The sequence below is a fragment of the Phascolarctobacterium faecium genome (genome assembly GCF_003945365.1).
Taxonomy (GTDB): Bacteria; Bacillota; Negativicutes; order Acidaminococcales; family Acidaminococcaceae; genus Phascolarctobacterium; species Phascolarctobacterium faecium.
In genome coordinates this window covers 955,973-971,179 of record NZ_AP019004.1, presented here as the reverse complement: position 1 = coordinate 971,179, position 15,207 = coordinate 955,973, and the positions used below count along the sequence as shown (strand labels likewise).

General features: G+C 40.0%; 14 protein-coding genes. 5 read left to right on the top strand and 9 right to left on the bottom strand.

Annotated elements, in window-relative coordinates:
* Window positions 1–11: 11 nt before the first annotated feature.
* Genes PFJ30894_RS04705 through nadD form a run of 3 tightly spaced genes read right to left on the bottom strand, consistent with a single transcriptional unit; the run spans window position 12 to window position 2,233 of the window.
* A complete protein-coding gene (locus PFJ30894_RS04705; protein WP_125669168.1) occupies window positions 12–1,004 on the bottom strand; it encodes an LCP family protein in 993 nt (330 codons plus the stop codon).
* A gap of 9 nt (window positions 1,005–1,013) precedes the next feature.
* On the bottom strand, window positions 1,014–1,601 hold the full coding sequence (gene yqeK / locus PFJ30894_RS04700; protein WP_231997951.1) for a bis(5'-nucleosyl)-tetraphosphatase (symmetrical) YqeK: 588 nt from the start codon (window positions 1,599–1,601) through the stop codon (window positions 1,014–1,016).
* A gap of 23 nt (window positions 1,602–1,624) precedes the next feature.
* Entirely contained in the window at window positions 1,625–2,233 is a 609-nt protein-coding gene (gene nadD, locus PFJ30894_RS04695) for a nicotinate-nucleotide adenylyltransferase (RefSeq protein ID WP_125669167.1), read from the bottom strand.
* A gap of 192 nt (window positions 2,234–2,425) precedes the next feature.
* On the opposite strand from nadD, the gene PFJ30894_RS04690 reads away from it, so the two are divergent.
* The 4 genes from PFJ30894_RS04690 (at window position 2,426) to PFJ30894_RS04675 (ending at window position 7,359) form a co-directional block, all read left to right on the top strand.
* The gene (locus PFJ30894_RS04690) at window positions 2,426–3,379 is read left to right on the top strand and encodes an ABC transporter substrate-binding protein (protein WP_125669166.1); all 954 of its coding nucleotides are present in this window, start codon (window positions 2,426–2,428) and stop codon (window positions 3,377–3,379) included.
* 5 nt (window positions 3,380–3,384) lie between these two features.
* Window positions 3,385–4,380, top strand: a complete 996-nt coding sequence (locus tag PFJ30894_RS04685) for an iron chelate uptake ABC transporter family permease subunit (RefSeq protein ID WP_442417833.1) — start codon at window positions 3,385–3,387, stop codon at window positions 4,378–4,380.
* Complete coding sequence (locus PFJ30894_RS04680; RefSeq protein ID WP_125669164.1) at window positions 4,377–5,177, top strand: ABC transporter ATP-binding protein; 801 nt, start codon at window positions 4,377–4,379, stop codon at window positions 5,175–5,177. The genes PFJ30894_RS04685 and PFJ30894_RS04680 overlap by 4 nt, the downstream gene beginning before the upstream one ends.
* Window positions 5,178–5,346: 169 nt before the next feature.
* Window positions 5,347–7,359: a TonB-dependent receptor plug domain-containing protein gene (locus PFJ30894_RS04675; protein WP_125669163.1), complete on the top strand. Its 2,013-nt coding sequence runs from the start codon at window positions 5,347–5,349 to the stop codon at window positions 7,357–7,359.
* Window positions 7,360–7,532: 173 nt separating this feature from the next.
* Here PFJ30894_RS04675 and PFJ30894_RS04670 read toward each other — a convergent pair whose 3' ends face one another.
* On the bottom strand, window positions 7,533–8,231 hold the full coding sequence (locus tag PFJ30894_RS04670) for a Bax inhibitor-1/YccA family protein (protein WP_021717296.1): 699 nt from the start codon (window positions 8,229–8,231) through the stop codon (window positions 7,533–7,535).
* 767 nt (window positions 8,232–8,998) lie between these two features.
* Entirely contained in the window at window positions 8,999–10,567 is a 1,569-nt protein-coding gene (locus tag PFJ30894_RS04665; protein ID WP_125669162.1) for a helix-turn-helix domain-containing protein, read from the bottom strand.
* A gap of 174 nt (window positions 10,568–10,741) precedes the next feature.
* Between PFJ30894_RS04665 and PFJ30894_RS04660 the strand changes: the two genes are divergently transcribed.
* Window positions 10,742–11,647 (top strand): GGDEF domain-containing protein, encoded by a 906-nt coding sequence (locus PFJ30894_RS04660; RefSeq protein WP_125669161.1) that lies wholly within the window; start codon window positions 10,742–10,744, stop codon window positions 11,645–11,647.
* 162 nt (window positions 11,648–11,809) lie between these two features.
* Here the strand turns inward: PFJ30894_RS04660 and PFJ30894_RS04655 are convergent, their stop codons facing one another.
* The 4 genes from PFJ30894_RS04655 to PFJ30894_RS04640 are packed head-to-tail and all read right to left on the bottom strand — an operon-like array spanning window position 11,810 to window position 15,010.
* Complete coding sequence (locus tag PFJ30894_RS04655; protein WP_021717292.1) at window positions 11,810–12,013, bottom strand: hypothetical protein; 204 nt, start codon at window positions 12,011–12,013, stop codon at window positions 11,810–11,812.
* Window positions 12,006–13,220: an ABC transporter permease gene (locus PFJ30894_RS04650; RefSeq protein WP_125669160.1), complete on the bottom strand. Its 1,215-nt coding sequence runs from the start codon at window positions 13,218–13,220 to the stop codon at window positions 12,006–12,008. Before PFJ30894_RS04650 ends, PFJ30894_RS04655 begins: the two co-directional genes overlap by 8 nt.
* A complete protein-coding gene (locus PFJ30894_RS04645; RefSeq protein ID WP_125669159.1) occupies window positions 13,213–13,908 on the bottom strand; it encodes an ABC transporter ATP-binding protein in 696 nt (231 codons plus the stop codon). The genes PFJ30894_RS04650 and PFJ30894_RS04645 overlap by 8 nt, the downstream gene beginning before the upstream one ends.
* 22 nt (window positions 13,909–13,930) lie before the next feature.
* Window positions 13,931–15,010 (bottom strand): efflux RND transporter periplasmic adaptor subunit, encoded by a 1,080-nt coding sequence (locus tag PFJ30894_RS04640; protein ID WP_231997949.1) that lies wholly within the window; start codon window positions 15,008–15,010, stop codon window positions 13,931–13,933.
* Window positions 15,011–15,207 lie beyond the last annotated feature (197 nt).

The window sequence follows — 15,207 nt, the reverse complement described above, 5'->3', positions numbered from 1 at the left end:
TTTCGCCTCCTTTATTCTTGTTCATCTTCATCATCTTTCATATAGGGAATGCCGATTTCGTCCAAAGATTTTTGAACTTCCTCGCGTGATGTAGCCCAATAGCTGATACCTTCTGTATCGTCAAAATTACCATACAGCATACCCGACTTGACCTTTTCGTCACCAAACAGCTTAAAGCTGTTTGCAGCCTTGATCATCGTCAAAGTGTTCATATCGGTCTCCACATGTCTGTCAACAGTCGAAAACAGCGCCGGGATCTTAGTCACCGTATCGATATTGAAAATCTGTGCTGCCGCCGCTTTCATAAACTTCTGCTGCCTTTGCACGCGGCCAATATCACCCAGCTCATCTTTGCGGAAACGCACATATTCGCCTGCCCGCTTACCGTCCAGATGCTGATAGCCATGTTTAATATCAATAACAAGATCGGCATAAGGATCTTCATAATACATATCCTTTTCCACATATAAATCAACGCCGCCGATCAGATCGATAACATCAATAAACGCACGCCAGTCCACTAAAACATAATAATGGATCGGTACCTGCAGCAGATTGGCTACCGTTTGCTTGGCCATCATCACACCGCCGTAAGCATAGGCTGCATTCAGCTTATCCCAACCAGCCCGGCCCGGGATCTGCACCTTGGTGTCACGCGGCAGCGAAAGCAGCGCAACCTTATTATCGCCGGGGTCAAAGCTGGCCAGCATCATCGCGTCAGTTCGCTTTGGTTCATCCGGAGCAGCATCACTGTCACCGTCATCTATACCCAAAAGCAAAATATTGATGCGCTTGTTCAATTTTTCATTTTGGGTTATCTTGTCGCTGGCACCAACAACATCAACCTTCGGCGGATTGATAAAATTGTCATAGATCCAGACTGTTCCCCAAAAAGCTCCCGTCAGCAGTACCGCCAAAACCAACAGTACAAATACCAGCCTGCCCCAACGTAATTTACGTTTCTTGCGGACAGGCCTGCTTTCTCTATTTTCTTCCACAGACATTGGCATCTCCTACAAATTCAATTTAAGCCTTTTAAACTTAGCCGCCAATTCGTTATACCCCTCTATGCAATGAGGGTGTACCAAAAGGTCGTATTCCAGCAAATAACGTATCGTCTGCGCATAAGCCTTTATCATGGCCTGTTCCAGGTCAACCTTAGCCAGCCGGCGCATTTCCTCGATACCTGCAAAATCACGGGTCGGCTCCAGCAGATCAGCCAGATAGACAACCATCGCCATCTTGCTCATGCCTGCCGCACCAGTAGTATGAAAACGGATAGCATCCAAAATTTCCTGATCGGTAACGCCGTATTTTTCCCGGGCGTAATATACGCCCAGTTTGGCATGCAGTAAAATAGGCTGATTCCTTTCGACATCATCCATCGGTAAACCCAAAGCAATTGTATGCATCAAAAGATCACGCGTAGGTATCTCACGCCCGCAATCGTGCAGTAATGCCCCAACGCCAACCTTTTCCTTATCCAGTCCGTAAAAAACTGCCAGTTCAAGAGCAGTATCGTATACAGCCAAAGAATGTTTAAAACGCTTATGAGGCAAAGATGCTTTAAGAAGTTTTTTCATTTCTGTGATATCCAGCATGATAACAACTCCTCTCACTACCATTAAGACTGGTAGAGATGCTCCTCTAAAATATACTTTTCTACACTTTCCGGTACCAGACCCTTAATAGAAAGTCCTCGTCTGACACGTTCACGAATGCCAGTCGAAGAAATATCTACTTCAGGAGTATCCAAAAGTATAATTTTATTCTTAGCAGGCTCGCCAAAAAATTCGCAAACCTTGTCAATAGTCTGCCCATAACCGGGCCTGTCAGCAGCTATAAAAGTCACTTCTGCCAGCAATTCCCTGATGCGGTGCCAGGTGTTCAGCATCGGCACAGCGTCGGCACCAATAATAAAATACAGCTCATATTCTGAATAGCGGGCCTTTAACTCCATAACCGTATCATAAGTATAGGAAACTCCGCTGCGCTGCAATTCAATATCAGTAACTTCAAAATAAGGATAAGGCTCCGTTGCCAGCTCCGTCATCCGATAACGGTCAGCAGCAGGTGCAAACTCCAGACCAACCTTATGAGGCGCAATAAACGCAGGAACAAAAATTATTTTTTCCAAGCCCAAATGCTCGTAAATAAACTTGACTGTCTGCAGATGCCCCAAATGAACAGGATCAAAAGTGCCGCCCATAATGCCAAGCTTTTTGCTCTTCACTCGTTTACCCACCTTCCTTATTATCACTATATTATACCAAAAACAGGCAAGCTTGCACAACTATATTAGAGATTTTGCAAAAAGGAAATTTTTTAATGCTATAATCTAAATATTTTTCGGCCGATATTGACAAAGATATAGCCTAATGTGGTATCCTAATAGTTAGCAAACGCTAACTATTAGGAGGCTTATATGAAAAAATTTGTATTAGCATTTTTTGTCTTACTTTTAGCCTTAACAGGCTATTTTTTATTTGCTCAAAGCGAATCAAAATTGAGCGGTCCAGGGACATTAACTGTTACCGACAGTATCGGAAAAACAGTTGTCATGCCGGAACACCCACAAAGAATAATATTTTTAAACCCCTCCAATCTAGAAATTTACACTGCTATCGGAGGAAAGGCGGCTGGAAAAGCCACCAGCGATTCCTATCCTGAAGACATAAAAGAACAAATCAAAGATATTCCCGATGTTGGAGCTATTTATGCCCCTCACGTCGAAAAAATAATGTCACTAAAGCCTGATCTCGTTATCGGCACTAACGTTCCATTTAACGTTTTGCTCATTGAACCATTCAAAAAAATCGGCGTTCCTGTTTACATCAACAGCATCACATCTTACGAAAATGTTTTAGATACCATTTCTTTTTACGGTCAAATAGCAGGCCATGAACAGCAAGCGCAAATCAAACGCGAAGAAATAGAAAAAAATTACTCAGCGCTTGTAAAAGATGCAGCTCCTGCTTCTGGTCCTAAAACAATGATCATCTTCGGTTCATCAGACAGCTTCAACATGGCTACATCTCAAAGCTTCAGCGGCGATCTTCTAAAACGCCTCGGTGGTCGTAACATCGCCGATGCCGCACCAGTCAAAGATTCAGCCTACGCACCTCTGAGCCTGGAATATATCGGCAAAGAAAATCCCGATCTTATCCTGATCATCACCATGGATCAGGGAACAGAAATTATTAAAAAGCTTAGAAACGACATGCAAAACAATGTTCTATGGCACGATATCAATGCCGTAAAAAAAGGCCACGTCTATGAACTGCCGTCAAACTTATTCCTGGTAAATCCAGGCACGCACACTATCGACGCTATGAAAATCATGAAGCAATATCTTGATAAAGCAGGTGGCAGCAATTGAACCCGATCAGCCTCGAAAAAAGAAATAAATTACGTATAATAATTTTCTGTGCTTTAGGCATATTTTTACTCCTCTCTTTCTTTATAAGTATTTCCTGCGGCGCTATAACGATCACCTATACTGATATATATACTGCACTTACAGGAGGTGGCACTGCTGATACTACCCGTATCGTCAACGTATTGCGTCTGCCGCGCACACTGGTCACAGCATTGACAGGGGCCAACCTGGCGCTTGCAGGCTGTATCCTGCAGGGCGTATTGCGCAACCCTCTGGCTGACCCCGGTATCATCGGTGTCAGTTCCGGAGCCGGGCTGTTTGCTATGTTCCTGATGATTTTAGCCCCCGAAGCAATGAACCTTGTACCTGCCGCCGCTTTTATCGGCGCTGTTTTATCTACTGGCCTGGTATTTTTCCTTGCCTGGGAAAAAGGCATCAATCCACTGCGTATGATTTTAGCCGGCGTAGCCATCGCCGCTTTTTTCGGTGGTGGTATGACTGCTTTGAGCGTATTTTATTCAGAACGTATACAGGGTACAGTCATGTGGATGGCAGGCGGATTTCAAGGCCGCAGCTGGAGCCATGTCGAAATGATCCTGCCTTATAGTTTTATAGGTATTCTGGGAACACTTCTATGTGCAAGGCAGCTTAATGCCCTGCAGCTAGGCGAAGAAGTTGCAAAAAACCTTGGTATTCGTGTTGTACGTATCCGCACTCTGCTGATCATTCTTTCGGCTTTGCTGGCAGCATCAGCAGTCAGCGTAGCCGGTATGCTCGGTTTTGTCGGACTGATAGTCCCGCACATCATGCGTCTCATAGTTGGCTCTGACCATGAATATCTGCTGCCATGCTCGGCAATCAGCGGCGCAGTTATCGTAACCCTGGCAGATACTGCCGCACGCACCCTGTTCACTCCGCTGGAAGTACCGGTAGGTATTTTTATGTCATTCCTGGGCGCACCCTTTTTCCTGTATCTATTAAAACGGAGGATGAGAAAATGAATACCGCGGCAGCCACACTAAAAGCACAAAATATTACTCTGCAATATGGAGCTCATAAAATAATCGATGATCTGAATATCAGCTTTCCCAAACCCGAGATCGTATCTATCATTGGCCCCAACGGCAGTGGTAAATCCACCCTGTTAAAAGCACTCTGCCGGCTGCTCACGCCATATGCAGGTACAGTTTATCTGAACGGCAGCGATATTAACGCTATGAACACCGAAAGCGTAGCGCAGATAATTTCTGTACTGCCGCAATCCTCTCACGCTCCTTCCGACATAACTGTAGAAGAACTGATACGATATGGCCGTCTGCCCTACCAGAAATTCTTTGATTCACTAAAGAAAGAAGACCTTGCCGCAGTAGAAGAAGCGATAAAAATCACAGAACTGGATAAGTTCCGCAGCCGCTCTATCAATACACTTTCAGGCGGCGAACGCCAAAGAGCCTGGCTGGCAATGGCACTGGCCCAACAGCCGCAGATCCTGCTTTTAGATGAACCTACTACCTATTTAGACGTACACCATCAGCTGGAATTGATGGAATTAGTAGTACGGCTGCATTACGAAAAACAGTTAACAGTCATTATGGTACTGCATGACCTTAACCATGCAGCTCGTTACAGCCAGCGTTTAGTCGCTGTCAAAAACGGCCAAATAGTTGCAGACGGGCAAGTAAGTGAAGTTTTTACCGAGCCAGTCATCGAACATCTTTATGACGTAAAAGCTCTGATCACCACTCTGCAAAAGGACGAAAACTGTTATCCTGTCTGCTTCCCCTACACTGTTTCGTAAAAATTACAAATAAAGTTAGCTAAAGCTAACTTTATTATTGACAAAATTGTGAAGTTATGTAATAATCAACGTGGTTAGCGATCGCTAACCACGTTTTTGTTTATGAGGCCAATTTATAAATACCTCATAGCAAATAAATATATTTCCATACGTAAGGGAGTGTAATGAGATGGGTAGTTTTAAGAAAAACAGGGAGGTATTATTAGCCCTATGTCTATGCAGCGCACTCGTCAATAATGTCTACGCTGCGGAAACAAGCAAAAGTCAGAACGACTTGGAAAAATACGTTCTGGACGAATATGTTGTAACAGCCACCAAAACAGCATTATCTGAAAAGAAAGTCCCAATGGCAACAGAAGTCATCACCCAGGAAAAAATCAAAAATCTTGGCGCCTACAGTGTCCGTGATGCTTTAAGAATGTCTATTGGTCTTGACGTTCAGGAAACCGGAATGACCGGTAATGTTGTTCAAATCAGAGGCATGAATAATTCCCACGCTTTGATTTTGATCGACGGCAGACGGATGGCAGGTGAAAACACCAGTGTTACAGCTAACGTATACGAACTGAGCCGTATCAATATCAACGACGTGGAACGTATAGAAATAGTTCGCGGCCCCGGCAGCGCACTATACGGCAGCGACGCTATGGGCGGTGTCATCAACATTATCACTAAAAAAGCAACCGATCCCAGCGCGAGCATCGGCGTATATACAGGTTCCAAAGAAATGGGAACCAATATGACCTACGCTTCAGGAAAACAAGGAAATCTTAGCTTTAAAATTAGTGGTAATCTTGAAGATATCCGCAAACAAGTATCAAAGTCAGATGGCGTCAGCACAAACATGTACGGTCCACGACGCTACCTTAACCTTTCTGCAAACTACGACCTTGGCAAAAACAGAGGCCTCGACTTTGACGCCTCTTTTATGAAAGAACAGTTTACAGCCTTTGATTCCAGCAATATCGAATGGTATAACAATAATCGTTCTGATTACAGCATAAATTATTACGGTAAAGATGACAAAAACAATTATAATATCAGGGCTTACTATAATACATTAAAAAAGGCAAACCAAAAACGTCCCAGTTCTAACTGGAATGGCATCGACTGGACAGACTGGGATCGCAGCGAATACAACACTTTAGTTATCGAAGGAAAAAATTCTTCTAAATTGACAGATCAGCATACCTTGACATACGGCGCAGAATACAGCAATCTTGGTAATAAAGGAACTCGTCTAGGCGCCGGCGGGGACAAAGTTTACCAAGATACTCTCTACGGAATAAGCAAATATGGTTCCGAGAAAAATCTGGAAACCTATTCAGCTTATATCCAGGACGAATGGCAAATCAACGACCGTTTCTTCGTGGTTCCTTCCATCCGTTTTGATAACCACAGCAGCTTCGGAAGCCATGTTTCCCCTAAAATAGGCAGCACTTATAATTTAAGCGACAACAGCCGTTTAAAAATCAACTACGGCAAAGGTTATCGCGCGCCAAGCATTGCCGAGCTCTATTATTCAATGGATCGAACCATGGGATCTATGCGCGTCCAGGTTTTGGGAAACCCTGATCTGGAACCAGAAGAATCGACTTCTTTTGACATCAGTATCGAAGGCGAAAAAGGCAAAGCTTTTACTAAACTCGGATATTTCCATAACAACGTAAAAAACCTTATTGAAAGCGGCTCTGTGCAGATTATCGGTATGCCGCCTTCAATAATTATGAGAACACAATACGAAAACATTTCTGAAGCAGAGATCGACGGTATTGAAGGGGAAGTTGGTTACAGTTTTAATAATAACTGGCAAGTCAAAGCAACCTATACTTATTTAGACGCCCGTGACAAATCAGATAACAGCTTTTTAAACGGACGCGCAAAACACAACGGTACGGTACAATTAGTTTACAGCGACAATAAACCAAATCCATTAACAGCAACCTTGTGGAGCCAGTGGTATGTAGACTATTTATCCAGAACCACCAATAACAGCATAACTTATGATAACGAATATACCTATAACACTCTTAATTTTATCGTCAACAAACAGTTTACTAAAAACTTCCGAGCCTATGCCGGCGTCGATAATATTTTTGATAAAACCTTCAATATTGACGATAATCATGCTTACGATATTGATGGCCGTACCTGGCGTCTTGGAGCTGAATGGACATTCTAATCAGAAGATACCTATTTAATACTTCATTGGATACTCTAACTATTTTCAACTTTTATAACTGCTGAACAAATAAAAACAGCTGACCATAAAATAAAGGTCAGCTGTTTTTTACATTCACCAACAAAATCTCCCGCATCTATAAACAATCCGTCTGTTCTCAAAACAGATAACTTTTAACGCTTCTTACCAAAAATCTGCAGCAGCCGTAAAAACAGGTTAATAAAATCAAGATACAAAGTCAAAGCACCCAGCACCGCAAATTTAGCAATACTGCTTTCATCGTCATCTATGCTGTGAGCGATTTTTTTAAGCTTTTGCATATCGTAAGCAGTAAGGCCAACAAAGATAACGATCCCCACATAAGTAAGAATCCACATCATAGTGTCATTTTTCAAAAACATATTGACGACCGAAGCGATGATCAAACCAATCAAAAGCATAAACAAGATACTGCCCATTTTGCTTAAATCCTTTTTAGTGACATATCCAAAAAGAGCTGTTGCGCCAAAAGTACCTGCCGTTATCCCAAAAGTCGTTGCAATGGACTCCTGCGTATACATAAGAAAAATTGCCGACAGTGTAACGCCGGTTACAGCTGAATAAACAAAAAACAGAAAGCTGGCCATACTCGCACTCAGCGAATTGATTTTGCTGCTGATGATCATAACCAACACGATCGGCGCAAACAAAAACGCATAAAACGTTATTTGACTGCCAAAGATCAGATTTAACAACGCCGGAGAATGTGCCGTATAATAGGCGACTATCCCCGTTGATAAAAGTCCAAAAAACATCCACCCATAAACCTGGGCAAAAAAGCTTTGTACAATACTTGTACGCTTAACTGATTCCACATATGATTGATTTTCCATAAATTTACCCTCCTTAAAATACTAATTATATAATACTAAAAATACTCCACTTTTCCAAATTTAGTTAATTGCAAAAAAACATAAAATTCCATCAAAATCTACTTTTATAATACCTCAACTTACAATAGCGCGCAATGCGGCCTTTTGTTCAAGTGTGCCATAAATATTATGTCCTTGATTATATACAAATTCACCACTCTCATAGGTAAGCATATAAATAGGACAAATCATAGTTTTACGTAAAAAAAGATATTCTAATTACCACATATAAGCAAGGATTAATATCTTGGCGGGATGCAAATGTAATTAGAACTTTCAATATAGAACTAGTACAAGTATAGAAACTACATATTTAAAGAGGCAACAAGATTGTCTAAAAAAAACAACATGGTCACTGATTACGAAAATCATTAGAACGCATTTTAACACCATACTATTAATGAAAGAAATTGCGAAGGCTATCAATGCATTCATACCAAGTATGACTGAAAAAATTATTTCTTGTACAAATTTGCTCGTACATAGCTAATTGACAAAGAATGTTTTACTAAATGGAGAAAAAGCCCAGATACTATCTTAGTTCACCTTTAATCCTTTCTCAACAGTAACTTGAGAAGATATGCATAAATACTAAATTTCTACAACTTGCTAAATTATCGCTATATTATACTAAAAACAGGTAAGCTTACACAGCTATACGCAAATATTTAATATAGTCAAATAATATTTTTTACTAAACAACTGATAATTCAATAATCAGCTTATTTTCAAACTCCATAATGTTCAAGTTGCTGAATAAGTTTTGTTATTTCAAAAATACTTTCCCTCCTTTTTACATCCAATTTGTATTTTTTTATAACTTTTCTATAAACACATTCCCAAAATGCAGCAACCATATTATTTTCTGATATTTCAATAATAGAATTTGGTTCTTTTTTCCTTAATAAAATAACATATGCTCCCTCTTTGATATGAATAATATTCTGACAAATATCATATTCATCATCCAGTATCACATAATAATTTACATTTCTTTCAAGCAATTCTAACAAATTAACAAGGTGTTTTTTGTAATCATATGCAGAATAATAGTATTGTTTTCCAAATATAATTTCTGATCCGGCAATCGGAACTACTCCTTTTAGTATATCGTTGAAAGCGGCCAATGGCATTATGTCTATAAATAGCTGTTCTTCTATTACATTATACAAATGGCAATTATCCCGCATCATAATCTCTAAAAATGTTCTGTTAGAAGTAATCCCGCAACTATCCATCAATCTATTCAAGATATCATTAGGTATCGTAGTAAAAGATAGTGATCTGCTTCTAGAAATACAATTAGGAAAATTGCCAGTTCTTTCCAACGCATGCCTAAAAAAAATAGATCTGTACTGCTCAAAATCATAAGTTCTTCCAAGTTTACGGCACAACATAATATATCCGTCAAATTCATTTTCAAACCCAATAATTACTTTTTTATCAAAACCTAATAATGTAAGACCCTGTTCTTTACAACATGAAATTGAGGTAGACGAAAGTACAGCCCAATCAGAAGCTATGAACAAGGTTCGACGAAAAAGTTCATCCTTTAAACGTGGATAATAATACATGTCTATATTACCGCTTAATATATAAGGCAACCATAAATTCATTAATTCAAGAATACCATTTAGATTTGTAACAGCAGGTATTATTATTTTAAAGTAACATTTCATATTGATTAACTTATTCAATATCTTTGATAAATATTTAGTATATTCAGAATTTTCCAGCAACCATTCTGTATTTTCATCTGTTGTTATCTTTATAATGCAAGATTTTTTTTGCTCCAGTATCCTGCTCAAAAAAAGTTCCAATGCCTGCCTTTTGCCTTCATTGCCAAAAAAAATATTTATTCCATCTTCCACGTGTTTAATTCTTTTGGATTCCAAATTTAAAACATCATTTTTATCAATATCACTTTCCCCTTTATTATTGGGAATCATACAACAATCTATTGCTCTCAAAAACAAACCTGCATTATTTATTCCGTCACTCATCGTTCCTGAAAGCCACTCTAAGAGAACATCCTCAATAAGCTGTTCCTCTGTAAAAGTTCTTATTCTTTCCATTCCTAAAATTTCAGCTAATGTAAAACGTTGATAATCTCCATTACAGCGCTTAGCAAAATATTTTGCCATTGCTTTTATATGATTGATATTCCTCGGTATGTTCCGCCGACCCTTTCTCAATCTGCTAATCATTGATGGATCTACATTGATAGCCTTAGCCAATTTAATGTTCGAAGTATGCGTAACCGATAATAAAAATACTAATTTATCTGAGAAATTCATAATATCACCTCTATTATAATACGATAACACAGACATAATAAAGCAACAATAAAATTGCCATCTTATGTCAATGCCAAATTTGAATTTAGGGTTTTAAAAATCCAACTTTCATATATAATTATTTATGAATTTAAGCAAATAATAATTATTATTTCATCTGGAGTACACAAAATTATGAAAACACATTTTTCAATTGCTGAAATAAAAACCACTATGAAATACCTTGAATCTTTATTTGATGTTGTAAGATTAGTGGATCCAATCGAAACCGCTATTCTAACAATAAAAAACGGTAAAATTCATCGCGAAAAATATTCATGCTATAAAGTATGGGATAAAAAAAACAGATGTGAAATCTGCAGCAGTATATGTGCATTAACCGATCAATGTCCCAAAACAAAGCACGAATTTTTGTCAAATAATATTTTCTATGTAGTTTCGCAACCAATTTACATTATATTGACAGAAAAAGAAATTGTAAAAGCAGTATTAGAAATTATCAGTAGAACTTCTGATCATCTTCTGGAAACCCCTATTCAACGACAAAATTTTTTTGCTTTGCTCAACGAAACTCAGCGAAAACTTTATGAAGACGAATTAACAGGAGTATATAACAGACGCTATTTAAACGAATTTCTATTTCTCCAGCATAAAAACTCTAAAATTCCAGAAAAATTAACTATTATTTTTATGGATCTACAAGATTTTAAACTCATTAATGATACTTATGGTCACTTAATCGGAGATAAGCTTTTAAAAAATATAGCTCAAACCTTAGTAGCTAATGTAAGAACCCAAGACTCTGTAATACGCTTCGGTGGCGATGAATTCATTATCATACTAACAAACTGTACTGAAGACCACATTCAATATAAAATTGATAAATTAAAGGCAAGATTATATGCAATATGTTACGATACAAAAAACAATTTACATATAACAGCAAATTTTGGCTATTCACATTCCAATAAATTTATTCTTTCTGATACAATGCTACAAACTATGATCCAAAAAGCAGATTCAATGATGTATAACGAAAAAAAATTGGCAAAAAAATCTTTGAACAGCACTTTTATTTAAAACATATTAGATTTTTAAATAATAAAATATACAGTTAATTATGAATAATTTAAAAAGATTTTTATCATTTTGTTGGATCATAATTTATTTTAGTTTTTCAATCATCACTTTCCCAACAATATACAACACCCGACCCTTTTCATAAGGTCGGGTGTTAAACTTTTATAAAACAAACCTTTTCAGCAGATACTGAACGCCAATAATGATGGCAACTAAAAGCAGCAGTGCTTTAGTACGGTCTTTTAAATCAAAAACAGTTTTAGGCCTTCTTAGATAATCTAAGAAGGCCTGCATTTTTTCGTGACAGGTTACTTTTTTAGTGATATTTTGCTTAACTTCATGTTCACTGCAATAATTTTTACTCATAGCGCAACGCCTCGATAGGATCTAAAAGTGCAGCTTTACGTGCAGGGTAGATGCCGAAGAACAAACCAATACCAACGGAGAATACCACCGCAATGATAATAGTCGGTATGGAGATCACCGTTTGCCAACCGGCAAAATAGCTGATGGCATAGGAGGAACCGATACCTAAAATCACACCCAGTGTACCGCCGACAACGCCGATCACCATAGCTTCGATCAGAAACTGCAGCAGAATATTGTTGTAAGTCGCTCCAAGTGCTTTACGGATACCTATTTCCCGTGTCCGTTCGGTAACAGAAACCAGCATGATATTCATAATACCGATGCCGCCGACAAGCAGGCTGATAGCAGCTATGCAGCCTAACAGCAGGGTAATGGTATTAGCAGTTTCCATCATTGTTTCCATCAAAGCTGCCAGATTACGTACGGTGAAGTCATCATCATCGCCTGCTTTGATTTTATGCCGCTGGCGCAGCAGCTGTTCTACTTCGCCCTGCACCTGGTCGATAACATTTTCATTTTCGGCCTGGATCGTGATCCTGTTGATGTGGGTAATACCCATCATGCGGTTTTGCGCCGTTGTCAGCGGTATGTATACCACGTCATCCTGATCCTGGCCGCCAGCCGATTGACCTTTGGCTTCCAGGACACCGATTACCTGAAACGGTGCTTTATTGATACGCAGAGTTTTGCCAACAACATCGCCTTCGGGGAACAGATTATCGACAATCGTCTGTCCGATAACACAAACTCTGGCTCTGCTGCTGAGATCACGTTCAGTCATATTACGGCCTTCAGCTAATTTATAGCTGCGGATATCCAGTACATTAGGTGTCGTTCCTTCAACACTGGCAGTCCAGTTTTGGTTGCCGACAACTAATTGATAAGATGAAGAAACAGCCGGGGCAATATAAGCAATGCCTTCGATCTGTTTTTCAATAGCGTAAGCATCTTCCGCCGTCAGACGCGCACCCTGACCGGCTGCCAAGCGTGCGCCGCTGGCAGTACGTCCACCGGACATAACGATAAGCAGGTTACTGCCCAGACTGGAAATGTTGTTTTTGACCTGTTCCTTAACGCCAAAGCCCAAACTGACCATGGCAATAACAGCGCCGACACCGATAATGATGCCCAAGAGCGTCAGCAATGTACGCAGCTTATTGGAAATCATTCCGTCAATGGCCATTTTGATAGATTCGTTAAACATGGTCAGCCCTCCATTCGTCACTGACCAGCTTACCGTCACGCATAGTTAAAATACGTTTGGTCTGCTCGGCGATATCCGGCTCATGTGTGACCATGACTACCGTTTTGCCGTTATCATTCATTTTTTTAAAGATATCCATAATTTCATAGCTGGATTTGGTATCAAGATTACCGGTAGGTTCGTCCGCCATAATAATGGCCGGGTCATTGATCAGTGCGCGTGCAATAGCCACACGCTGACGCTGACCGCCTGACATTTCCGTTGGATTATGGTCGATCCTGTCACCCAGTCCCACTGCTTCCAAAGCTGTTTTAGCCCGTTCCAGCCTTTCCTCTTCGGCAATACCGGCATAAACTAAAGGCAAAGCTACATTTAATTGTGCTGACAGTTTCGGCAGCAGATTAAAGTTCTGGAAAACAAAGCCGATTTTAGCATTGCGCGTACGCGCCAGTTCATCGTCACTATAGCCGGCGACTTCTTTGCCATCCAGATAATATTGTCCGGAGGTTGGTCTGTCCAGGCAGCCCAGAATATTCATCATTGTTGATTTACCACTGCCGGACGGTCCCATAATAGAAGTAAATTCACCGACACCGATTTCTACGCTGACGTGATCGAGCGCATGGACTACGGCATCGCCCATAACATATGTTTTCATAATATCTTCAAGCCTGATTACAGCAGTCATATGCGCAGCTCCTTTCATTTTATCAGTGCATCGGAGGGCCACCCATGCGATTACTGTTAGTTTGCGTTGCTTTAGCGGCCTTAACCAAAATTTTATCGCCTTCTTTAAGTTCAGGGCTGCTGACTGCGACCTTATCGTCACCGCTCAGACCGACTTCAACATCTACGTTGCGGATCTCTTTTGTTGCTTCATTATAAACCTGTACATAACGGCTGCTGCCTTCAGTACGCAGGCAATTAGCCGGTACCATCAGTACACCGTCTGCTTCATTGACAATAATATTTGCGCGGGCTGTCATTGTTGGCAGCAATTTACCTTCCGAGTTGGCTACATCTACATAAACGGTGTAATAAATAACATTATTTTCGGTAACAGCTTTACGGGATACCAGTCTTACTATACCTTCAAATGTTCTGTCCGGATAGGAATCAACTGTAAAGTTTACTTTCTGCCCTACTTTTACCTGTCCAATATCAGATTCATCAACCATGGTTTCGATCTGCATATTATCCAGATTGGCAATAGACATGATGACCTGAGGTTCGGAAATACCAGAGCTGATCGTCTGACCAACGGGGGTAGGTTTGCCTATGACATAACCGGAAATCGGTGTAGTGATGACAGTATCATTAACATTAGAGGTAGCCTGGTCATAATTTGCTTTCGCAACTGTATAATCGGCTTCTGCCAGATCATAATCAGATTTTGAAATAGCTCCTTTGGCCAGCAGTGCACTGTAACGATTATAAGTCGCTAAAGCATTTTCCATTTTGGCCTGCATTTGTGTTTGTGTTGCCGCCAGCGAAGTATCATCTAAACGTACCAGTACCTGTCCGGCATTGACATGATCGTTCTCTTCAACACAGACTTCAACGATACGGCCGGTTATTTTGGAACTGATATCGACATTATCTACGGCACTTAAACTGCCGGTAGCTGATATGCTGTCCGATAAATGTCCATATTCAACGGTCGCCGTCCGCACCGTTTCTTTAACTTCGGTACTGCTTTTATAATAACCATAGCCAAAATAACCGATCGCTATCACAGCTATCAAAAATCCCAGCAGATACTTATTACGTTTTATCCATGCTAACATCATACATCCCTCTTTACTTCCGTAAAATTAACAATTCTTATCAGCTCGTACTATGTTTAAAATTATAACTTATTCCATTCTTTTGGTCAAAACCTATGATAACGAAATTCTGTGTTTTTTTAATGACATTTTTTGCAAAAAGTATGACAAAAAAGTGATTTCTAAAAACAGAAAAAGCAGTCTGCGCTAGGCGCAGGCTG